The organism is Pseudomonas sp. DY-1, from assembly GCF_003626975.1.
In the GTDB taxonomy this organism is placed as follows: Bacteria; Pseudomonadota; Gammaproteobacteria; order Pseudomonadales; family Pseudomonadaceae; genus Metapseudomonas.
Genome location: NZ_CP032616.1, coordinates 711396 through 730721, shown reverse-complemented (window position 1 = coordinate 730721; position 19326 = coordinate 711396). Strand labels below are relative to the sequence as shown.

Annotated in this window: 19 protein-coding genes; 9 read left to right on the top strand and 10 right to left on the bottom strand. The window is 63.4% G+C overall.

Annotated features, from left to right (window positions below; translation table 11 throughout):
* Positions 1 to 32: 32 nt before the first annotated feature.
* Both D6Z43_RS03725 and D6Z43_RS03720 read left to right on the top strand, forming a co-directional pair.
* A complete protein-coding gene (locus D6Z43_RS03725; protein WP_120650550.1) occupies positions 33 to 941 on the top strand; it encodes a LysR family transcriptional regulator in 909 nt (302 codons plus the stop codon).
* A 59-nt stretch (positions 942 to 1000) separates the two neighbouring features.
* Positions 1001 to 2956 carry an acetoacetate--CoA ligase gene (locus tag D6Z43_RS03720; RefSeq protein WP_120650549.1) on the top strand — a complete coding sequence of 652 codons (1956 nt, stop codon included), beginning with the start codon at positions 1001 to 1003 and terminating at the stop codon, positions 2954 to 2956.
* A gap of 123 nt (positions 2957 to 3079) precedes the next feature.
* Here the strand turns inward: D6Z43_RS03720 and D6Z43_RS03715 are convergent, their stop codons facing one another.
* The gene (locus D6Z43_RS03715) at positions 3080 to 3676 is read right to left on the bottom strand and encodes a DJ-1/PfpI family protein (protein WP_120650547.1); all 597 of its coding nucleotides are present in this window, start codon (positions 3674 to 3676) and stop codon (positions 3080 to 3082) included.
* 298 nt (positions 3677 to 3974) lie between these two features.
* Entirely contained in the window at positions 3975 to 5180 is a 1206-nt protein-coding gene (locus D6Z43_RS03710) for a PilT/PilU family type 4a pilus ATPase (RefSeq protein WP_174235570.1), read from the bottom strand.
* 118 nt (positions 5181 to 5298) lie between these two features.
* Between D6Z43_RS03710 and D6Z43_RS03705 the strand changes: the two genes are divergently transcribed.
* Complete coding sequence (locus D6Z43_RS03705; RefSeq protein WP_028627186.1) at positions 5299 to 5577, top strand: peptidylprolyl isomerase; 279 nt, start codon at positions 5299 to 5301, stop codon at positions 5575 to 5577.
* 77 nt (positions 5578 to 5654) lie between these two features.
* On the opposite strand, the gene D6Z43_RS03700 is transcribed toward D6Z43_RS03705, so the two are convergent.
* Both D6Z43_RS03700 and D6Z43_RS03695 read right to left on the bottom strand, forming a co-directional pair.
* Positions 5655 to 5954: a hypothetical protein gene (locus tag D6Z43_RS03700; protein ID WP_120650545.1), complete on the bottom strand. Its 300-nt coding sequence runs from the start codon at positions 5952 to 5954 to the stop codon at positions 5655 to 5657.
* An 86-nt stretch (positions 5955 to 6040) separates the two neighbouring features.
* The gene (locus tag D6Z43_RS03695; protein ID WP_120650543.1) at positions 6041 to 6226 is read right to left on the bottom strand and encodes a hypothetical protein; all 186 of its coding nucleotides are present in this window, start codon (positions 6224 to 6226) and stop codon (positions 6041 to 6043) included.
* Between the two features lie 319 nt (positions 6227 to 6545).
* Between D6Z43_RS03695 and D6Z43_RS03690 the strand changes: the two genes are divergently transcribed.
* On the top strand, positions 6546 to 8135 hold the full coding sequence (locus tag D6Z43_RS03690; RefSeq protein WP_120650541.1) for an ABC-F family ATPase: 1590 nt from the start codon (positions 6546 to 6548) through the stop codon (positions 8133 to 8135).
* A gap of 192 nt (positions 8136 to 8327) precedes the next feature.
* On the opposite strand, the gene D6Z43_RS03685 is transcribed toward D6Z43_RS03690, so the two are convergent.
* The gene (locus D6Z43_RS03685; RefSeq protein WP_120650539.1) at positions 8328 to 8936 is read right to left on the bottom strand and encodes an FMN-dependent NADH-azoreductase; all 609 of its coding nucleotides are present in this window, start codon (positions 8934 to 8936) and stop codon (positions 8328 to 8330) included.
* A gap of 198 nt (positions 8937 to 9134) precedes the next feature.
* Positions 9135 to 9641: a DUF1993 family protein gene (locus tag D6Z43_RS03680; RefSeq protein ID WP_120650537.1), complete on the bottom strand. Its 507-nt coding sequence runs from the start codon at positions 9639 to 9641 to the stop codon at positions 9135 to 9137.
* Between the two features lie 208 nt (positions 9642 to 9849).
* Here D6Z43_RS03680 and D6Z43_RS03675 point away from each other — a divergent pair, with 208 nt between their 5' ends.
* The 5 genes from D6Z43_RS03675 to D6Z43_RS03655 all read left to right on the top strand — a co-directional run bounded on the left by D6Z43_RS03675 (position 9850) and on the right by D6Z43_RS03655 (position 13300).
* Positions 9850 to 10758 (top strand): LysR substrate-binding domain-containing protein, encoded by a 909-nt coding sequence (locus D6Z43_RS03675; protein WP_120650535.1) that lies wholly within the window; start codon positions 9850 to 9852, stop codon positions 10756 to 10758.
* Positions 10759 to 10855: 97 nt separating this feature from the next.
* On the top strand, positions 10856 to 12037 hold the full coding sequence (locus D6Z43_RS03670; RefSeq protein ID WP_120650533.1) for an MFS transporter: 1182 nt from the start codon (positions 10856 to 10858) through the stop codon (positions 12035 to 12037).
* A 14-nt stretch (positions 12038 to 12051) separates the two neighbouring features.
* The gene (locus tag D6Z43_RS03665) at positions 12052 to 12399 is read left to right on the top strand and encodes an MmcQ/YjbR family DNA-binding protein (protein ID WP_120650532.1); all 348 of its coding nucleotides are present in this window, start codon (positions 12052 to 12054) and stop codon (positions 12397 to 12399) included.
* A 27-nt stretch (positions 12400 to 12426) separates the two neighbouring features.
* Positions 12427 to 12738: a DUF2834 domain-containing protein gene (locus D6Z43_RS03660; RefSeq protein WP_120650530.1), complete on the top strand. Its 312-nt coding sequence runs from the start codon at positions 12427 to 12429 to the stop codon at positions 12736 to 12738.
* Between the two features lie 4 nt (positions 12739 to 12742).
* A complete protein-coding gene (locus tag D6Z43_RS03655; RefSeq protein WP_120650528.1) occupies positions 12743 to 13300 on the top strand; it encodes a putative glycolipid-binding domain-containing protein in 558 nt (185 codons plus the stop codon).
* A 123-nt stretch (positions 13301 to 13423) separates the two neighbouring features.
* Here D6Z43_RS03655 and D6Z43_RS03650 read toward each other — a convergent pair whose 3' ends face one another.
* The 4 genes from D6Z43_RS03650 to D6Z43_RS03635 form a co-directional block, all read right to left on the bottom strand.
* Complete coding sequence (locus D6Z43_RS03650) at positions 13424 to 16483, bottom strand: efflux RND transporter permease subunit (RefSeq protein WP_120650526.1); 3060 nt, start codon at positions 16481 to 16483, stop codon at positions 13424 to 13426.
* Positions 16480 to 17496 carry an efflux RND transporter periplasmic adaptor subunit gene (locus D6Z43_RS03645; protein WP_120650524.1) on the bottom strand — a complete coding sequence of 339 codons (1017 nt, stop codon included), beginning with the start codon at positions 17494 to 17496 and terminating at the stop codon, positions 16480 to 16482. The genes D6Z43_RS03650 and D6Z43_RS03645 overlap by 4 nt, the downstream gene beginning before the upstream one ends.
* Before the next feature lie 112 nt (positions 17497 to 17608).
* Positions 17609 to 18388, bottom strand: a complete 780-nt coding sequence (locus D6Z43_RS03640; protein ID WP_120650522.1) for an ABC transporter permease — start codon at positions 18386 to 18388, stop codon at positions 17609 to 17611.
* Positions 18385 to 19317 (bottom strand): ABC transporter ATP-binding protein, encoded by a 933-nt coding sequence (locus tag D6Z43_RS03635; protein ID WP_120650520.1) that lies wholly within the window; start codon positions 19315 to 19317, stop codon positions 18385 to 18387. The genes D6Z43_RS03640 and D6Z43_RS03635 overlap by 4 nt, the downstream gene beginning before the upstream one ends.
* Between the last annotated feature and the right edge of the window lie 9 nt (positions 19318 to 19326).

Sequence of the window (19326 nt, the reverse complement as noted above, 5' to 3'; positions counted from 1 at the left end):
TTTTCCTAACGATTAATAAGCAAACCAAATCAATGACCATCAAACAGCTGCGTGCCTTCCTTGCCGTGGCGCAGAGCCTGAGCTTCGCTCAGGCCTGCGAGCGGCTACACCTGTCGCAGCCGGCCCTTAGCCTGGCGATCAAGAACCTGGAGGATTCCCTAGGCGGCCAGTTACTGGTGCGTACCACCCGTAGCGTGGCCCTGACCCCCGAAGGCGAAACCCTGCTGCCCATCGCCCGGCGCCTGTTGGCGGATTGGGACAACGCCGAGGAACTGCTGCGTCAGCACTTCACCCTGCAACTGGGCAAGGTCTCTATCGCCGCGATGCCTTCGTTCGCCGGCAACCTGCTGCCGGCCGCACTGAAGGCCTTCCGCGACCAGCATCCCAAGGTCAACGTGGCGGTCCACGACGTGATCAACGAGCAAGTACTGGAAATGGTGCGCAACCGTCGGGTGGAAATGGGCATCGCCTTCGAACCGGATTCCCTCGACGGCCTCGACTTCACGCCCTTCTACACCGACCGCTTCGTCGCCGTGGTGCCGGGAGACTGCGAGCTGGCCCAGCGCGCCGACATCGGCTGGGCGGAACTGCTGCAAGGCAACTTCATCACCCTGCAGCGCCCGTCAGCGGTGCGGCTGATGCTGGAGGAGGTGCTCGCCCCGCAGTACGGACGTCTGCCGGTGGCCTTCGAGAGCCATCAGTTGGTGACAGTGGGCCGGATGGTCGCCCAAGGTCTGGGCGTGAGCGCCGTGCCCAGCCTGTGCATTCGGCAGATGGAAGAACTGGGCGCCCGTTGCATTGCCCTGCACAGTCCGCAGGTCGAGCGCCGGGTAGGGCTGCTGCGCTTGGCCGAGCACAAGCTCTCCACCGCAGCCCAGGCACTCAGCGACGTGCTGCTGCACGCGCCCGACTGGAGCCGCCTCGACCTGACCCGCCCCTGAGCCAGGGCCTATGCTGAATAGCAACCGGTCGACCCTGATCACTCGATGAGGATGCGCAGATGGATCAGCCACTGTGGACCCCAAGCCCGGTGCGGATCGCCGCTACGCGCATGGACGCCTTCCGCCGCAAGGTGTGCCAGCGCCACGGCCTGGACCTGCCCGACTACCCTGCCCTGCACGCGTGGAGCCTGGACCGCCGCGAAGCCTTCTGGCAGGCACTGATGGAGTTCTTCGACATCCGATTCTCCACGCCACCCGACACGGTGCTGGAGGAAGGCCCAGCCATGCCCAGTGCCCGCTGGTTCCCCGGCGCGACTCTGAACTTCGCCGAGCACCTGCTGCGACGCCGCGACAACCACCCTGCCCTGGTGGCCATTGGCGAGGACGGCAGCCGCGTGCAACTGACCTACAACGAACTGGTCGCACACGTCGCGGGCCTGCAGCAGAGCCTGAAGGCCATGGGCGTGGGAGTCGGTGACAGGGTCGCAGTCTTCATGCCCAATACCTGGCAGGCCGTGGTGGGCATGCTCGCCGCCACCAGCCTGGGTGCTACCTGGTCCTCTTGTTCGCCGGACTTCGGCACCCATGGTGTGATCGACCGCTTCGGCCAGATCGAGCCGAAGGTGCTGATCGCCGCCGCCGGGTACCGCTATGCGGGCAAGAACCTGGACCTGACCGACAAGCTGAATGAAGTCCTCGAGCGCATGCCCTGGCTGGAGCAGTTGGTGGTGGTGCCCTATTCCCGAGCCGAGACCCGCCCGACGGACTTCACCACACGCGCACGAGTCGCCCTGTGGAACGACTTCTACCAGCCCGGTGGCGAGCCCGCGTTCACCCCCGTCCCCTTCGACCAGCCGCTGTACATCCTCTATTCCAGCGGCACTACCGGGGTACCCAAGTGCATCGTCCACGGTGTCGGCGGCACCCTGCTGCAGCACGTCAAGGAGCACGGCCTGCATTGCGATCTGACGACATCGGACACCCTGTTCTACTTCACCACCTGCGGTTGGATGATGTGGAACTGGCTGGTGTCGGGCCTCGCCCTGGGCGCCACTCTGGTGCTCTATGACGGCTCGCCGTTCCACCCCGCGCCGGAACGCCTGATGGACCTGATCGATGCCGAGGGCATCAGCATCTTCGGCGCCAGCGCCAAGTACCTGGCCGCGCTGGAGAAAGCCGGTGTCAAGCCGCGCCAGAGCCACCGCCTGGAACGGCTCAAGGCGTTGCTCTCCACCGGATCGCCGCTGTCCCACGAGAGCTTCGAGTACGTCTACCGCGACATCAAGGGCGAGCTCTGCCTGTCCTCCATTTCTGGCGGAACGGACATCGTGTCCTGCTTCGCCCTGGGCAATCCGGTACTGCCGGTATGGCGCGGCGAACTGCAATGCAAGGGCCTGGGGATGGACGTGCAGGTGTGGAACGAAGATGGCAGGCGTGTGTTCGGCGAGAAAGGCGAACTGGTCTGTGCGCGGCACTTCCCGTCGATGCCGGTGGGTTTCTGGAACGACGTGGACGGCGCGAAGTTCAAGGCCGCCTACTTCGACACCTTCCCCGGCGTCTGGGCGCATGGCGACTATGCCGAGGAAACCCCGCGCGGTGGCCTGGTGATCCACGGGCGCTCCGACGCGGTGCTCAACCCTGGCGGCGTGCGCATCGGCACCGCGGAGATCTATCGCCAGGTGGAGAAAATAGAGGACGTGCTGGAGTCCATCGCCATTGGACAGGACTGGGAAAATGACGTGCGCGTGGTGCTCTTCGTGCGCCTGCGTGACGGCGTGCCGCTGGACGATGCCCTGCGCGAACGCATCCGCCAGGTGATCCGCGCCAACACCAGCCCGCGCCATGTGCCGGCAAAGATCATCGCCGTGGCCGACATCCCCCGCACCCTGAGCGGCAAGATCGTGGAACTGGCGGTACGCAACGTGGTGCATGGCCGACCGGTGAAGAACACCGATGCCCTGGCCAATCCGCAGGCGCTGGAGTTGTACCGTGACCTGCCGGAGCTCCGAATCTGAAGGCCGAACACCCGTAGGGGCGAATTCATTCGCCACCCGGGCCGAAGGTCCAGCCTCTGGCCCTGGGAGCAGTTGCTCCGCCCTTGGCGATTGAAATCGGCCCTACAGAAGCATTCATCGCGCCTACAGGTAGGGCCGAATCACACCCAGGGCCCGCTCCATGTACGCCTCCTTCTCGCCCACCGGCGCCACATAGTGCAGCGCCGTGGCGCAGGCATCCTCGCCCGCCAGCTTGGCGATCACCCAGGCCGCCAGATAGGGCGCGGACAGGCAGCCGCCGGCGGTGGCCAGGTTGCCACTGGCGAAGAACGGCTGGTCGAGCACCTGGACGCCGGCGTCGATCACCCAGGGCTTGGTGGTGAGGTCGGTGCAGGCCGGCAGGCTGCCCAGCAGACCGAGCCTGGCCATCAGCAGGGCTCCGGAGCATTGCGAGCCGATCAGTTGACGCTGCGGGTCCAGCTGCAGGCGGTCGAGGATGCTGCGGTCCTTGGCGATGTCGCGCGTCAGGATGCCGCTACCGAACAGCACCACATCGGCACTGTTGGCGAACTCCAGCGGCTGCTGGGCCTGAACCCGCACGCCGTTCATCGAAGTGACCCACTCGCTGGGGGACGTAATTTCCGCCTTCCAGCCCTCCCCGCGCATGCGGTTGAGCAGGCCAGCGGCAACAAAGGAGTCCAGTTCGTTGAAACCTTCGAACGTCAGAACGGCGATACGCATCACGGCCTCCCGGATTGGTTTGGTGCGTGGGGCGAATCTATGCGCGTCGGGGCGCAGTCGCTATGTACAGACGCAATTAAATTTGGCCGTACAGGCTGGGCGCTATTGGGCTGGAATCGGTCGTGATTCTGCCTGTGGGGGCGATTTCAATCGCCATGTCTGCGTTAGCTGTTGCCAGGAGCCTTGTAGGAGCTAGCTTGCTAGCGAAAAGGGGCCATTCGTTGGCAAGCCAGCTCCTACGGACAATGCAGCTACTTGCAACACTTAAGCTGCCCCAGGGTGTCCATGGCCGAACCTTCTAACGAGGCGCTGGCTCCTCCGGCCCATCCTCCTCCAGGTCTTCCAGCTTCAGCTCCAGCCCCCAGCTGGCGGCATCCTGGGTGGCGCTCGGAGCAGCAACTGGCGTCGGGGCGGGGGCTGTCGGTGCTGGGGCTGCAGCAGGACCATCGCGATAGAGCTTGAGCTTCAGGCGCAGGTTGTTCGCCGAATCGGCGTTCTTGATCGCTTCGTCTTCGGGAATGGCGCCCTCCACTACCAGGTCGAACAGCGCCTGGTCGAAGGTCTGCATGCCCAGGCCACGGGACTTCTCCATGATCTCCTTGATGGAGTGGAATTCGCCGCGCTTGATGAGGTCGCTGATGGTGGAGGTACCCAGTAACACTTCCACCGCCGCGCGGCGCTTGCCGTCCTGTGTGCGCACCAGGCGCTGGGAAACGAAAGCCTTGAGGTTGTTGCCCAGGTCGTTGAGCAACTGCGGGCGACGTTCTTCGGGGAAGAAGTTGATGATGCGGTCCAGCGCCTGGTTGGCGTTGTTGGCATGCAGCGTGGAGATCGCAAGGTGACCGGTATCGGCGAAGGCCAGCGCATGCTCCATGGTCTCGCGGTCACGGATCTCGCCGATCAGAATCACGTCCGGCGCCTGGCGCAGTGTGTTCTTCAGCGCGGCGTGGAAGCTGCGGGTGTCCACCCCCACCTCGCGCTGGTTGATGATGGATTTCTTGTGCCGGTGCACGTATTCCACCGGGTCTTCGATGGTGATGATGTGGCCGCCGGTGTTGCGGTTGCGGTAGTCGATCAGCGCCGCCAGGGAGGTGGACTTACCGGAGCCAGTGCCACCGACGAAGAGCACCAGGCCGCGCTTCTCCATCACCATCTTGAGCAGCACTTCGGGCAGCTTGAGGTCTTCGAAGCGCGGGATATCCAGCTTGATGTTCCGCGCGACGATGGATACCTCGTTGCGCTGGCGGAAGATATTGATCCGGAAGCGGCCGATGTTCGGCAGCGAGATGGCCAGGTTCATCTCCAGTTCGCGGTCGAACTCGGCCCGTTGCTCGGGGTCCATGATCGATTCGGCGATCCTGGCCACGTCACCGGCCTTCAGGGGCTCATTGCTGAGCGGCCGCAACAGGCCGTTGAACTTGGCACAGGGCGGCGCGCCCGTGGACAGGTAGAGGTCGGAACCATCCTGGCTGGCCAGGATTTTCAGCATCGCGGAGAGGTCCATGGGGGTGCTCGTCCAATCAGGTGTGAAGGCATCCGCGTCGCGGATCACAGGACAGCAACTGTATGGCGACCGCCCGTGCTGGCACAATGAACCGTTCCACAGTCCAAGAGGAATTCCCATGGCCAAGGCCCTTGCCCGCCATATTCTGGTCAAGACCGAGGCGGAAGCCGAACAGCTGAAGAAACGCCTGGATAAAGGCGAAGACTTCGCCACCCTGGCCAAGAAGCACTCCATCTGCCCTTCCGCCAAGCGCGGCGGCGACCTGGGCGAGGTACGCCCCGGCCAGATGGTGCGAGTGATCGATCAGGTGATCTTCAAGAAACCCGTGCGCGTCATCCACGGCCCGGTGAAGAGCCAGTTCGGCTATCACCTGGTGCAGGTTTTCTTCAGGGAGTGAGGGAATGCGGGGAGATGGGCACCGTCCGTGGCGCAGTGCCCATCCTAGGGATTGGATATGACGCTCTGGTTACTGGCTCATTTAAGGGTTTCGCTGGCACAGGAACGCGAGATATCGGTCAGGACCGTCAGCTCTTCATTGGTAGGTTTGCGCCCTTCGGTCACCCCCACCAGCTGCTGGGTGGTGAATGCCTCCTGCATCATGCTGTTGGAGCACTTGCAGTAGGCTACCGCCTTGTCCTGCGGGACCTGACGGGCCGCGCTGACAACGCACTCCTGGGTGAACTTCTCGCCGCCACCTTGCGGCCACTCCCCCGCCACTGCCGCCAGGGCGACGGTTTGCAAGGCCAGAGCGCCAAACAACAGAGTCTTTTTCACATGCCATCTCCTGCTGGTCCTGAAGGCACATTCTTGCCGCAACGAACGCCTTGCAAGCAATAGCTGAAAACGACAGCACACCCGTATCACCCTTCCATGCCCTCACTCTTTTCCGGGTTCGGCAACCAATGCGGTGCCTCCACCCGCTCCTGCAAGCGGACCGCGAACGCCAGCGCCGAAGCCCGGTCGCGGAACGGCACTTTCATGCCAAGGGCCTCCACCAGCCACTCGAGCCTGTCGCCCCGAATGACCTGCTGGATCGAGATTTCCATGGATGCTCCGGTTGATCCAAACCACGGCCGCGAGGCGGGAGAAAAAGCCCAGCTGTTCGTGCTGGGCTGCACCATTGACGGTGGGTCGATGCACTGACGCATCGAGAAGTGCCGTGGAAGCCGCTCCAGGCTAGCGGCAGCGGATGACTGTTTTACGACAGCCGCAGATTGGCGCTGGCCAGCGAAGCCCGACGTATCGGCGTCAGGCTAACGACCCCGTTGGTCGAGCTGGATCGACAATCGATCCCCGTGATGGCAGCGGAAACGCTACAATCGCGCCTTTTTTGCGCTACGTGCGCCCTAAGCTCAGGATTCCACCGTGATCTCCACCGCAAATATCACCATGCAGTTCGGCCCCAAGCCGCTGTTCGAGAACGTTTCCGTCAAGTTCGGCAACGGCAACCGCTACGGCCTGATCGGCGCCAACGGCTGCGGCAAGTCGACCTTCATGAAAATCCTCGGCAGTGATCTGGAGCCGTCTGGCGGCCAGGTGATGCTTGAGCCCAACGTACGCCTCGGCAAGCTGCGCCAGGATCAATTCGCGTACGAAGAATTCAGCGTGATCGACACCGTGATCATGGGCCATGCGGAGCTGTGGAGGGTCAAGGCCGAGCGTGACCGCATCTATTCGCTGCCGGAAATGAGCGAAGAAGACGGCATGGCCGTAGCCGAGCTGGAGACCGAGTTCGCCGAGATGGACGGCTACACCGCCGAATCCCGCGCCGGCGAGCTCCTGCTCGGCCTGGGCATCCCGCTCAGCCAGCACTTCGGCCCGATGAGCGAGGTCGCCCCCGGCTGGAAGCTCCGCGTACTGCTGGCCCAGGCGCTGTTCTCGGACCCGGATGTACTGCTGCTGGACGAGCCGACCAACCACCTGGACATCAACACCATCCGCTGGCTGGAAAACATCCTCACGGCGCGTAACAGCACCATGATCATCATTTCCCACGACCGCCACTTCCTGAACAGCGTGTGCACCCACATGGCGGACCTGGACTACGGCGAGCTGCGCCTGTTCCCAGGCAACTACGACGAATACATGACCGCCGCGACCCAGTCGCGCGAGCAACTCCTGGCCGACAACGCCAAGAAGAAGGCGCAGATCGCCGAGCTGCAGACCTTCGTCAGCCGTTTCTCCGCCAACGCCTCGAAAGCCAAGCAGGCCACCTCGCGCGCCAAACAGATCGACAAGATCCAACTGGCCGAGGTCAAACCCTCCAGCCGTGTCAGCCCGTTCATCCGCTTCGACCAGCACAAGAAGCTGCACCGCCAGGCGGTAACGGTAGAAAAGCTGGCCAAGGGCTTCGAGGGCAAGCAACTGTTCAAGGGCCTGGACCTGCCGATCGAGGCTGGTGAGCGCGTCGCCATCATCGGCCCCAACGGCATCGGCAAGACCACCCTGCTGCGCACCCTGGTCGGTGAGATGACCCCGGACTCCGGCAGCGTGAAATGGACCGAAAGCGCGGACCTCGGCTACTACGCCCAGGATCATGCCCATGACTTCGAAGACGACATCACCCTGTTCGACTGGATGGGTCAGTGGACCCAGGGTGGCGAGCAGCTGGTGCGCGGCACCCTCGGCCGCATGCTGTTCTCCAACGACGAAATCCTCAAGTCGGTGAAAGTCATCTCCGGTGGCGAGCAGGGCCGCATGCTGTTCGGCAAGCTGATCCTGAAGAAGCCCAACGTGCTGGTGATGGACGAACCCACCAACCACCTGGACATGGAATCCATCGAGGCGTTGAACCTGGCGCTCGAGAACTATCCGGGCACCCTTATCTTCGTCAGCCACGACCGCGAGTTCGTCGGCTCCCTGGCCACCCGCATCATCGAGCTGAACGAGAACGGCGTGACCGACTTCAGCGGCACCTACGATGACTACCTGCGTAGCCAGGGTGTGATTGTCTGATTCCTGACGGGGTGAAGGCTGGAACTGTAGGGGCGAATTCATTCGCCAACCGGAACGCAGGTTCGGCCTTCAATGCCCCAGGGGGCAGCTTCGCTGCCCTTGGCGAATGAATTCGCCCCTACCAGGAATCGCTCACTCGCTGCAAACGACAAAGCCCCGCAAATGCGGGGCTTTGTGTTTACGGACAACGCATCAGGCGGTGGCGAACAGCTCGCCGATTTGCTGCTGGGCGGCGCTGAAAGCGTTGGCACGAGGCTCTTCGCCGTAGGCCAGGCCTTCGGCGCGGACGATCTCGATGTCGGTCACGCCGAGGAAATTCAGCACCAGCTTCAGGTAATCCTCGTGGGCCTGGCCAGAGGCCTGGCCGGCGTGGATGCCGCCAGCGGTGGAAACGATCACCACCTTCTTGCCGCCTGCCAGGCCTTCCGGGCCGTTCTCGGTGTAGTGGAAAGTCTTGCCGGCGACGGCGATGCGGTCGATCCAGGCTTTCAGCTGGGTTGGGATGGTGAAGTTGTACATCGGCGCGCCGATGACGATGGCGTCGGCCGCGAGGAATTCGTTCAGGGTGGCTTCACCCAGCTCGGCTTCGTGCTTCTGCGCGGCGTCACGCAGTTCGGCTGGGGTACCGCCGGCGACCAGGCTCAGGGCGGACAGGTGGCTGATGGCATCGCTGGCCAGGTCGCGGTACGTGACCTGGGCGTCCGGCTCGGCGGCTTCCCAGGCAGCGACCACGTCGCGGCTCAGTTGGCGGGAGGCGGAGGCGTCGCCGAGGATGCTGGAATCGAGGTGCAGGAGTTTCATGGATGGTTACCCTCAGTTGCGCGACCGGCGACGGCCGATCGGAATGGGGGTAATCCTATCCATGTCGATAAACACTGATTAGTCAGCAATTTTGTGATTAAGCGTCCCATCCATGAGACGAATAGAGTCGTAGGCTGGGTCGGGCAGCGGCCGATGGGTCTCGCTGCACCCGGCACCAACCTACAAGGTCAAAACGACTCAGACGCCGCCCAGATAATCCAACTTGCCCACGTCAACGCCGTTGTGGCGGAGGATGGCGTAAGTGGTCGTGATGTGGAAATAGAAGTTCGGCAGCGCAAAGCCGAGCAAGTAGTCACGGCCGCTGAAGCTGATGTCGCCAGTGCGCATCTTCAGGACCACGGTGCGATCTTCGCTGCCTTCGAGTTTGGCGGCGTCGATACCCTTGATGAACTCCTGGGTCTTGGCAATGCGCGACTGCAGTTCCTCGAAAGTAGTTTCAGTGTCGGCCCAGCTCGGCACTTCGACACCGGCCAGGCGCGCGGCGCAGCCCTTGGCCATGTCGCTGGCGATCTGCACCTGGCGGGCCAGGGCATACATGTCCGGCGCCAGGCGCGATTCGATGAACACCTTGGGCTCGATGCCGCGTGCCTGGGCGTTGGCTTCGGCCTTCTTGAGGATGTTGGACAAGTTGCCGAGCATGCGCGCCAGGACCGGGATGGACGCCTCGTACATGGACAAGGACATAGTGATCGCTCCGTTTTCGGGTGGATTGGGAGGCTCAGGTATAGCGCCTGGCCGGCTGCCCGGCAACGAGCATGCAGACGCCGTGACCGGGTCGAACCCCGGCAGTCCGGTCTATAGGCCGTCGAAATGATCGTGCTGCCAGCGAAAACGATGGCTGAAATCCTGGCTCCGGTGCCATAGTTTGTACCCCACACGGAACAATCCACCCATGCAGGACCTTAACGACCTCTTCTATTTCGCCAAGGTGGTGGAGCATGGCGGCTTTTCCGCTGCCGCGCGCTTGCTCGGGGTGCCGAAATCACGCCTCTCCCGGCGTATCGCGGAGCTGGAAGCCCGCCTGGACGCCCGCCTTTTGCAGCGCACCACCCGCAAGATGGCTCTGACCGATGTCGGCGAGCGCTTCCTGCGCCATTGCCAGGCGATGCTGCTGGAGGCGGAGCAGGCCGAGGAAGTAGTCGCCAGCCTAACCGTCGAACCCAGGGGCCGTCTGCGCGTCTCCTGCCCGATTGAACTGGCGCATTCGATGCTGAAGCAGATGATCACCGACTTCCTGCGCCAGTACCCCCTGGTACAACTGGACATGGTCCTCACCAACCGCCGCGTGGACCTGCGTGAGGAAGGCGTGGACGTCGCTCTGCGAGTCCGCGAGGAAGGCGACGAGGACCCGACCCTGATCGCTCGCGTGCTGCGTCCGGCGCAGGCATTTCTGGTGGCCGCTCCCAGCCTGGTTGAAGGCCGGAACATCCTCGTACCCGACGACCTCCAGCTTCTGCCGGCCCTGGGCGGCCTGGAAGCCGACCGGCGCATTCACCACTATCTGCGGGACGCCCAGGGCAATCGTCGCGAGGTGGTGCTGGAGGCGCGGCTGGGTATCGAGGATTTCGATGTTCGCAAGCACGCAGTGCTGGCCGGTCTGGGCTTCAGCATGCTGCCGCAGATGAACTGCGAAGCCGAATTGCGCGACGGCAGCCTGGTGCGCCTGTTGCCGGACTGGCACCTGCCGGGCGGCCACCTGCAGGCGGTCTACACCCACAGACGCGGCTTGCTGCCGGCGGTCAGGGCCTGGATCGATCATCTGGAGGAGGCCTTCTCTCGTCACCAGGGAACGGTGATCTGAATCTGGTGAGCAAGACAACCATTAGCCAGCTTTCTTTGCCACCGGGACTCAGGGATGATGGGCGGCGTCCTTCTCCTTGCCGATTCCAGGTTCTGCCATGAGCACGCTACGGCCGTCCGCGTCCTCCTCCACCCTGCAGATCATCACCGTCGTTTTCTTCACCTTCATCAGTTTCTTCTGCGTCGGCCTGCCAATCGCCGTGTTGCCTGGCTATGTGCACAACGATATGGGCTACGGCTCGGTCATGGCCGGGATCGTCATCAGCGTGCAGTACCTCGCCACCCTCCTCTCCCGCCCCATGTCCGGCAGCCTGGCCGACCGGCTGGGTGCCAAGCGCGCAGTCATGTATGGCATGGCCTGCTGCGGTCTGTCGGGCGCACTGACACTGCTCTCGACCTCACTGGCACAGTTCCCCCTGTTGAGCCTGGCGCTACTGCTCGGCGGTCGCATAATGCTGGGCATCGGCCAGGGACTGGTGGGTACGGGCTCCATCAGTTGGGGCGTGGGCCTGGTAGGTGCGGAGAACATGGCACGGGTGATTTCCTTCAATGGCATCGCCTCCTACGGTGCTGTTGCCATTGGCGCCCCGCTGGGCGTAGTCCTGGTGGACCGGTTGGGCCTTTGGAGCATCGGTGGGCTGATGGCAGTGCTCTGCGCCATTGCCCTGCTGCTGGCCTGGCCCAAACGCCCTTCGCCCATCGTCCATGGCGAACGGCTGCCGTTCCGCAACGTGTTCCTGCGCATTGCCCCCAATGGCACGGCGCTGGCCCTGGGCTCTATCGGCTTCGGTACCCTGGCCACCTTCATCACCCTTTATTACGCGAGCGTGGGATGGGATGGCGCGGCCTGGTGCCTCACTGCATTCGGCTGTGCCTTCATCGGCGCACGGCTGCTGTTCGTCAACAGCATCAAGCACTTGGGCGGCTACCGGGTCGCCATCGTCTGCCTGGCCGTGGAAAGCCTCGGCCTGTTCCTGCTCTGGGCTGCGCCGACACCCTGGCTGGCCCTCGCCGGCGCGGCACTGACAGGGTTCGGCCTGTCGCTCGTCTACCCTGCCCTGGGCGTCGAAGCGGTCACGCGAATTCCGGCCGCCAGCCGCAGTTCGGCGCTGGGTGCCTACGCGGTATTCTTCGATCTGGCCCTGGGCATCGCCGGCCCTCTGATGGGCGCCATCGCAGGTGGCGCAGGCTTCGCCGTGATTTTCCTGGTGGCGGCCCTGCTGGCGTTGACCGGTATGCTGATGAGCTTCTGGCTGTTGCGCAGCGAAGCCCGAACTTGAAGGAGCAGGAACCCATGACCCCCGATCAAGTCGCCGCCTTCTGCCTGCAACTTCCCGGTGCCCGAGAAGACCTCAAATGGGGTAGCAACCGAGTGTTCTCGGTGGCCGGAAACAAGATGTTCGCCATCCTCGATTTCCTGGGCGACGGCCTCACCTTCAAAGTCGACAAGGACCTCTTCCTCGGCTACGTCGACCGCCCAGGAATCATCCCTGCGCCCTATCTGGCGCGGGCCCACTGGATTGCCATGCAGCGTCCTTACCCCATGAGTGACGGGGAACTGCGCGAGCTGATCACCCGCTCCCATCAACTGGTGGTCGCGCGCCTGCCGAAGATCCGGCAAGTAGGGCTGCTGCTGGACTGACTCCCCCTCAATGACAAGGAAAGTCGCATGCCCATTCGCCTCTTCGCGATGCTCGCCCTGATCCTCTTCGGTGGCTACACCCTCTGGGTCATGGCCATCAGCGAACAACCCCTGCTCGAATTCGGCGCGCAGTTGATGGGCCGCCCCGATACCGCCCAGGTGGTGATCGACCTCTACCTCGCCTGCGCCCTGATCGGCCTCTGGATGTACCAGGACAACCGCCGCCAGGGCCGCAGCCTGGCGTACTTGCTACCCTTCTACCTGTTGACTGCAGTGTTCGCCTCCATCGGGCCACTGCTCTATCTGGTTTTGCGCACCCCCCAGCGCCAGGAGTCATGAGCCGATGAGAACCACCGCCCTCTGGACCCACCTGTGGAACACCCGCGCCCCCACCCAGGGCCTGGAAGACTTCCGCCTGGAGGGGCGTCGGGTGGACAGCAGCATGCTGGCTTTCGACGATGACGGTGCCTGCTATCGCCTGAACTACACCCTGGAATACGACAAAGGCTGGGAGCCCCGCGTCTTCAATGCCACGGTGCGAGATGGGCGCGGCACCCGCAGCCTGGCGCTACGCCGCGACGGGCTGCACTGGTTCGATGGCAACGGCCAGAAGCTGCCGGAACTGTCGGGCAGCCTCGACCTGGACCTCTGGCCCACGCCCTTCACCAACAGTCCGAGCATCTGGCGGCTGTTCCTCAACCCTGGTGAACGCCGGGAAATCGAAGTGGTGTTCATCGAAGCGCCGCAGTTGTCGGTACGGCGCATGCGCCAGGCCTATACCCGCCTCGACCAGAACCGCTATCTCTACCAGAACCTCGACGGCAATGGCTTCGAGGCCGTGCTGACCCTGGACGAGGATGGCCTGGTAAATCGCTATCCGATGTTCTTCCAGCGGCTGTGAGACCCGTGGGGGCGAATTCATTCGCCAACCGGACCGCAGGTTCGGACGCTAAAACCCGAGAGGGCAGCTGCACTGCCCTTGGCGAATGAATTCGCCCCTACAGGCAAACGCCCCTTTGCAGGATCAAGCCGTCGCCGCCTCCAGTTTGTGGATCGGCTTCCAGCGCCGCACCTGCTGGTAGAGCGTCGGCACCACGAACAGGGTGAAGAAGGTGCCCACCAGCAGGCCACCGACTATCACCATGCCGATCTGTTGCCGGCTTTCCGCACCAGCGCCCGAGGCGATGGCGAGCGGTACCGAGCCCAGGACCATGGCGCCGGTGGTCATCAGGATCGGCCGCAGACGTTTCACCGAGGCTTCCATCACCGCTTCATGCAGGTCGACGCCTTGGCGCAGCAACTGGTTGGCGAACTCGACGATGAGAATGCCGTGCTTGGTAATCAGGCCGATGAGGGTCACCATCCCCACTTGCGAGTAGATGTTCAGCGTGCCGCCAAAGAGGGTCAGCGCCAGCAAGGCACCGGCCATGGAGAGCGGCACGCTGAAGAGGATGATCAGCGGGTCGATGAAGCTCTCGAACTGCGCCGCCAGCACCAGGTAGATGAACACCAGGGCCAGGGCGAAGATCAACGCCACGCCGGTGCTGGAATCCTTGAAGTCCCGTGAGGTGCCGGTGTAGTCGAACTGGGTGTCCGGCGGGAACACCGCGCGCGCAGCCTCCTCCAGGTAATCCAGGGCCTCACCCAGGGTGTAGCCCGAGCCGACGTTGGCCGTCACGGTCACCGCGCGAAGCTGGTTGAAGTGGTTGAGCTCGCGGGGTGCCACGGTTTCCCGCACGTCGATCAGGTTGGCCAGCTGCACCATGCTGTCGTTGCGGCCACGCACGTAGACGCGATAGAGGTCGTCCGGATTGCTGCGGTCGACGTTGGCCAGCTGCACCAGCACGTCGTACTGCTCGCCGTTCTGCTTGAAGCGGGTTACCTGGCGGCTGCCGAACAGGCTTTCCAGGCTGCGGCCAATGGCGGCGGTGTCCGTGCCCACCGCCACGGCCTGCTCGCGGTTGACCGTGACCTTGAGCTGCGGCGAGTTGAGCTTGAGGTCGCTATCCAGGCTCTCCAGGCCCGGATAGTCACGCACCCGTTCCATCAGCTCGTCGACGTATTTCTGCAAGTCGCTGTACTCCAGCGAGGAACGGATTACGAAGTTCACTGGCTGGTTGCGCGCACTCTGTCCCAGCGGCGGACGGTTGATGGGGAAGGCCCGCACGCCGGGAATGTCACGCAGCTTCGGCAGGAGCTCGTCGCGAATCTCGAACTGGCTGCGGCCACGGGAATCCCAGTCTTCCAACTTCAGGAAGGACAAGCCCTGGGCCACGGTCGGGAAGCCAACCACCACCATGTAGCGGTTGGCTTCGGGAATCGACTGGTAGGCCTCCTCCAGCAGTTTCGCGTAGCGGCTGGTGTACTCGATGGTGGCGCCGTCGGGACCATTGATCGAGCCGACTATGGTGCCGGTGTCCTCGGTGGGCGCCAGTTCGCTGCGCAGGCCGCTGAACAGGATCAGGCAGAACACCAGGATGCCCACCAGCAGCAGGATGATGAGCATCCAGGCGCGCAGGACCCGCTCCAGCAGGTGGCGATAGCTATAGGTCAGCGAATGGAGGAAAGACTCCACCAGGTTGTAGAGGCGTCCATGTTTCTGCTCGGCGTGGGGCTTGAGCAGTTGCGCGCACATCATGGGCGACAAGGTCAGCGCGACGAAGCCGGAAACCAGCACAGCCCCTGCGAGCGTCCAGGAAAATTCGGTGAAGAGCTTGCCCGAGGTGCCCTGCATGAAGCCGATGGGCGCATACACGGCGGCCAGGGTCAGGGTCATGGCGATCACCGCGAAGGCGATTTCGCGGCTGCCCTTGTAGGCTGCCTGAACCGGCGACATGCCCTCCTCTATGTGCCGGTGGATGTTCTCCAGCACCACGATCGCGTCGTCCACCACCAGGCCGATGGCAAGCACCATGGCCAGCAGCGTCAGGGTGTTGATGGAGAAGCCCAGCAATACCATGAGGCTGAAGGCGCCGATCAGCGACACCGGGATAGTCACCAGCGGAATCAGGGTGGCGCGCAGGGATCGCAGGAACAGGAAGATGATCAGGATCACCAGCACCACCGCTTCCCAGATGGTGGTGTAGACGTTGGCGATGGACTCGCGGATGAACAGCGAGTTGTCATTGGCGATGGTCATTTTCATGCCGTCGGGCAACAACGCCCTCAATTCCGGCAGCGCGGCATTGAGGCCATCGGAGATTTCCAGCGGGTTGGCCGTAGCCTGCTTGACCAGCCCCAGGGAGACCGCCGAGCGGCCGTTGAAGCGCACGATGCTGCGCTCGTCCGCTGCGCCGATCTCGGCGTGGCCGACATCGGCCAGGCGCAACAGATAACCGCGCTGGTCGTTGAGGATCAGGTCGTTGAATTCCTCTGGCGTACGCAGGTCGGTTTCCGACAGCACGCTGAACTCGCGCTGCACCGACTCGATGCGTCCAGCCGGGATTTCCACATTCTGCCGGCGCAGGGCGTCTTCCACGTCCTGCACTGTGAGGTCATGGGCCGCGAGCTTTTCAGGGTCCAGCCAGATACGCATGGCGAAGCGTCGGGCGCCGCGAACCTGCACCTCGGAGACGCCGGGGATGGTCTGCACGCGGTCACGGATCACCCGCTCCAGCACGTCGGTGATCTCCATCGCCGAATGCTGTTCGCTGTAGAAGGCTATCCAGATCACCGGCTGAGCGTCGGCCTCGACCTTCTGCACGATGGGCTCGTTGATCTCGTCCGGGAGCAGGCCACGCACGCGGCCCAGGCGGTCGCGCACGTCATTGGCGGCCTCGTCGGCGTTGGTGCCGAGGCGGAACTGGGCGGTGATCTGGGTGTTTTCCGAGCGGCTGATGGAGGCCACGAAATCCAGGCCTTCGATGCCGGAAAGCACGTCCTCGATGGGCTGCGCCACCTGGGATTCCATGATCTCCGGGCTGGCACCCGGGTAGATGACGTTGACCGTGACGATGGGCACGTCGATGTTGGGATATTCCCGCACCGCCAGCCGCTGGTAGGCCAGCAGCCCGAGCAAGACCAGGATCAGCGACAGGACAGTGGCGAATACTGGCCTGCGGATACACACATCGGAGAGTGTCATGCCCCACCTCGCGCTACGGTGCGGACCTCCAGTCCGGGGCTGACCTTCTGCCAGCCCGCGGTAATGACCTGCTCGTTACCCTGCAGGCCTTCGCGTACCTCGGCCTTGCCGCGCAGGCGCTGGCCGATCTTGATCTGTCGCCGCTCAACCTTGCCGTCCACCACCAGGTTGACGAACAGTTGTTGCCCCACGGGCATCACCGCCTCTTCGGGAATCAGCAACGCCTGCGGACGCTCTGCGAGGATCACCGAAACCTTCACGAACTGGCCGGGTTTCAGGCGATGGTCCCGGTTGCCGACCTGGGCGCGGATCGCCTGGCTGCGTCCCACCTCATCCAGGCGCGGGTTGAGGGCGATGATCTCGCCACGGAAGCGCTCGCCTGGGTACGCATCCAGGCTGAGCTCCACCAGTTGGCCGATGCTCACCTGGCTGACCGCCTTCTGCGGCACGCGGAAATCCACCTTCAGCGGGTCCAGCACCTCCAGGTTGACCATGTCCTGGCCGGCGCTGAGGTAGTCGCCGACACTGACCTGCCGCAGGCCGAGCGTGCCGTCGTAGGGCGCGCGGATCTGGGTCTTTTCCAGGCGTGCCTGGGCCAGGGCCAGGCTGGCGCGGGCAGCCTGTTGCTGGGATTGGGATTCGTCCTGGGCCTGGGCGTTGCTGGCGCCACGGGCGAACAGCATCTTGGCCCGCTCGTAGCTCTTTTCCGCCAGGTCGAGGTTGGCCTGGGCCTGGGCCAGCTCGGCGCGGGCGATGGCGTCGTCCAGGCTGATCAGCAGTTCGCCGCCCTTGACCGCCTCACCCTCACGAAAATGCAGGCTGGCAACCCTTCCCTCGATTTCCGGACGGATCATCACCGACTCGTCGGAGCGCAGCGAACCGAAGGTCACCAACTCGTCGCGCACCAGTGCCCGTTGTGGCTCGGCCACTTCCACCAGCGGCGCCTCCTGGGCCACGGCGGACAACGAGGCAAGCACCCCGAACAACAGCCAAACACTGCGACGGACCATCATCTGGAGCCTCTGGAGCAGAATGCATGGGGGAAGGAAGTCTGCCGACTGTATCGGCAGACTTCGATCAGTGGCATCGGGAAGATAATGCCACTCTATGTCGCATTGTTTCGCGTTATTGACGCATGCCGCGCCCGCTCACCAGTAGGCGGATACAGGCGACGTAGAGAATGGCCATTGTGATCAGCATCAGCACGATGGCGACACCGATATTGATGTCGGACACACCGAGGATGCCGTAACGGAAGGCATTGACCATGTGCAGGATCGGGTTGCCCAGGGAAACCGCCTGCCAGAACGGCGGCAGCAGGTTGATCGAATAGAACACGCCGCCGAGGTAAGTCAACGGGGTCAGCACGAAAGTCGGGACGATCGAGATGTCGTCGAAGTTACGTGCGTAGACGGCGTTGATGAATCCGCCCAGGGAGAAGATTGTGGCGGTCAACAGCACTACCAGCGCGGTCACGCCGATGTGGTGCACCGAGAGTTTGGTGAAGAACAGCGACAAGAAGGTGACGATCAGCCCCACCGCCAGCCCGCGCAACACGCCACCGATGGTGTAGCCGAGCAGTATGGTGTGCGGCGAAACCGGCGATACCAGCAGTTCCTCCACCGAACGCTGGAACTTGCTGCCGAAGAAGCTCGACACCACGTTGCTGTAGGAGTTGGTGATGACCGACATCATGATCAGGCCGGGGACGATGTAGTCCATGTAGCTGAAGCCGCCCATGGCGCCGATCTGCTTGCCGATCAGGTTGCCGAAGATGACGAAGTACAGGGCCATGGTGATGGCCGGGGGCAGCAGCGTCTGCGGCCAGATGCGCGTGAAGCGGCGGACTTCGCGGTAGACGATGGTTTCCAGGGCGACCAGGTTGGCGCGCAGTTCCGAACTCATACGGCCACCTTCGCCAGGTTTTTCTCCACCAGGGACACGAACAGCTCCTCGAGGCGATTGGATTTGTTGCGCATGCTCAGCACATCGATGTTCAGGGCGGCCAGTTGACGGAACAGCTCGGTCAGACCCTGGGTCTTCTCCACCTGAACCTCCAGCGTGTGGTCATCCACCAGCTCAGCGGGATAGCCATTGAGCTGCGGCACCACTTCCAGGGGCTCCTTGAGGTCCAGCAGGAAGGTCTCCTTGTGCAACTTCTTCAGGAGCTCCTTCATGCTGGTGTTCTCGACGATACGACCGTGGTCGATGATGCCGATGTTGCGGCAGAGCTGCTCGGCCTCTTCCAGATAGTGCGTGGTGAGGATGATGGTGATGCCCTGCTCGTTGAGCTCGGTGAGGAAGCTCCACATGGAGCGGCGCAGCTCAATATCCACGCCTGCGGTAGGTTCGTCGAGGATCAGCAGGCGCGGCTGGTGGACCAACGCGCGGGCGATCATCAGGCGTCGCTTCATGCCGCCGGACAATTCGCGGGAGGCCGAGTTGCGCTTCTCCCACAGGCCGAGCTGGGTCAGGTACTGCTCGGCGCGCTCCTTGGCGATGTTCGCCGGAATGCCGTAATAGCCCGCCTGGGTGACGACGATGTCGAACACCTTCTCGAACTGGTTGAAGTTGAACTCCTGGGGCACCACGCCGAGGCAGCGTTTGAGCGCGTAGGGCGATTTGTCCAGGTCATTGCCGAAGACGCTGACGCTCCCGCTGGTCTTGTTCACCAGGGTGGACAGGATGCCAATAGTGGTGGACTTGCCCGCGCCGTTTGGGCCGAGCAAGGCGAAGAAATCACCTTCGGTCACGTCCAGGTCGATGCCCTTGAGGGCCTGGAAGCCATTGCCGTAGGTCTTGGTCAACTGCCGGATGGACAGGGCGGAACTCATGATGGATTC

Bases quoted from the DNA above. Each gene is read 5' to 3' on its own strand.
- D6Z43_RS03725 (WP_120650550.1), top strand. From the start codon at position 33: ATGACCATCAAACAGCTGCGTGCCTTCCTTGCCGTGGCGCAGAGCCTG.
- D6Z43_RS03720 (WP_120650549.1), top strand. From the start codon at position 1,001: ATGGATCAGCCACTGTGGACCCCAAGCCCGGTGCGGATCGCCGCTACG.
- D6Z43_RS03715 (WP_120650547.1), bottom strand. From the start codon at position 3,676: ATGCGTATCGCCGTTCTGACGTTCGAAGGTTTCAACGAACTGGACTCC.
- D6Z43_RS03710 (WP_174235570.1), bottom strand. From the start codon at position 5,180: ATGGACCTCTCCGCGATGCTGAAAATCCTGGCCAGCCAGGATGGTTCC.
- D6Z43_RS03705 (WP_028627186.1), top strand. From the start codon at position 5,299: ATGGCCAAGGCCCTTGCCCGCCATATTCTGGTCAAGACCGAGGCGGAA.
- D6Z43_RS03695 (WP_120650543.1), bottom strand. From the start codon at position 6,226: ATGGAAATCTCGATCCAGCAGGTCATTCGGGGCGACAGGCTCGAGTGG.
- D6Z43_RS03685 (WP_120650539.1), bottom strand. From the start codon at position 8,936: ATGAAACTCCTGCACCTCGATTCCAGCATCCTCGGCGACGCCTCCGCC.
- D6Z43_RS03680 (WP_120650537.1), bottom strand. From the start codon at position 9,641: ATGTCCTTGTCCATGTACGAGGCGTCCATCCCGGTCCTGGCGCGCATG.
- D6Z43_RS03675 (WP_120650535.1), top strand. From the start codon at position 9,850: ATGCAGGACCTTAACGACCTCTTCTATTTCGCCAAGGTGGTGGAGCAT.
- D6Z43_RS03670 (WP_120650533.1), top strand. From the start codon at position 10,856: ATGAGCACGCTACGGCCGTCCGCGTCCTCCTCCACCCTGCAGATCATC.
- D6Z43_RS03665 (WP_120650532.1), top strand. From the start codon at position 12,052: ATGACCCCCGATCAAGTCGCCGCCTTCTGCCTGCAACTTCCCGGTGCC.
- D6Z43_RS03660 (WP_120650530.1), top strand. From the start codon at position 12,427: ATGCCCATTCGCCTCTTCGCGATGCTCGCCCTGATCCTCTTCGGTGGC.
- D6Z43_RS03655 (WP_120650528.1), top strand. From the start codon at position 12,743: ATGAGAACCACCGCCCTCTGGACCCACCTGTGGAACACCCGCGCCCCC.
- D6Z43_RS03650 (WP_120650526.1), bottom strand. From the start codon at position 16,483: ATGACACTCTCCGATGTGTGTATCCGCAGGCCAGTATTCGCCACTGTC.
- D6Z43_RS03645 (WP_120650524.1), bottom strand. From the start codon at position 17,496: ATGATGGTCCGTCGCAGTGTTTGGCTGTTGTTCGGGGTGCTTGCCTCG.
- D6Z43_RS03640 (WP_120650522.1), bottom strand. From the start codon at position 18,388: ATGAGTTCGGAACTGCGCGCCAACCTGGTCGCCCTGGAAACCATCGTC.
- D6Z43_RS03635 (WP_120650520.1), bottom strand. From the start codon at position 19,317: ATGAGTTCCGCCCTGTCCATCCGGCAGTTGACCAAGACCTACGGCAAT.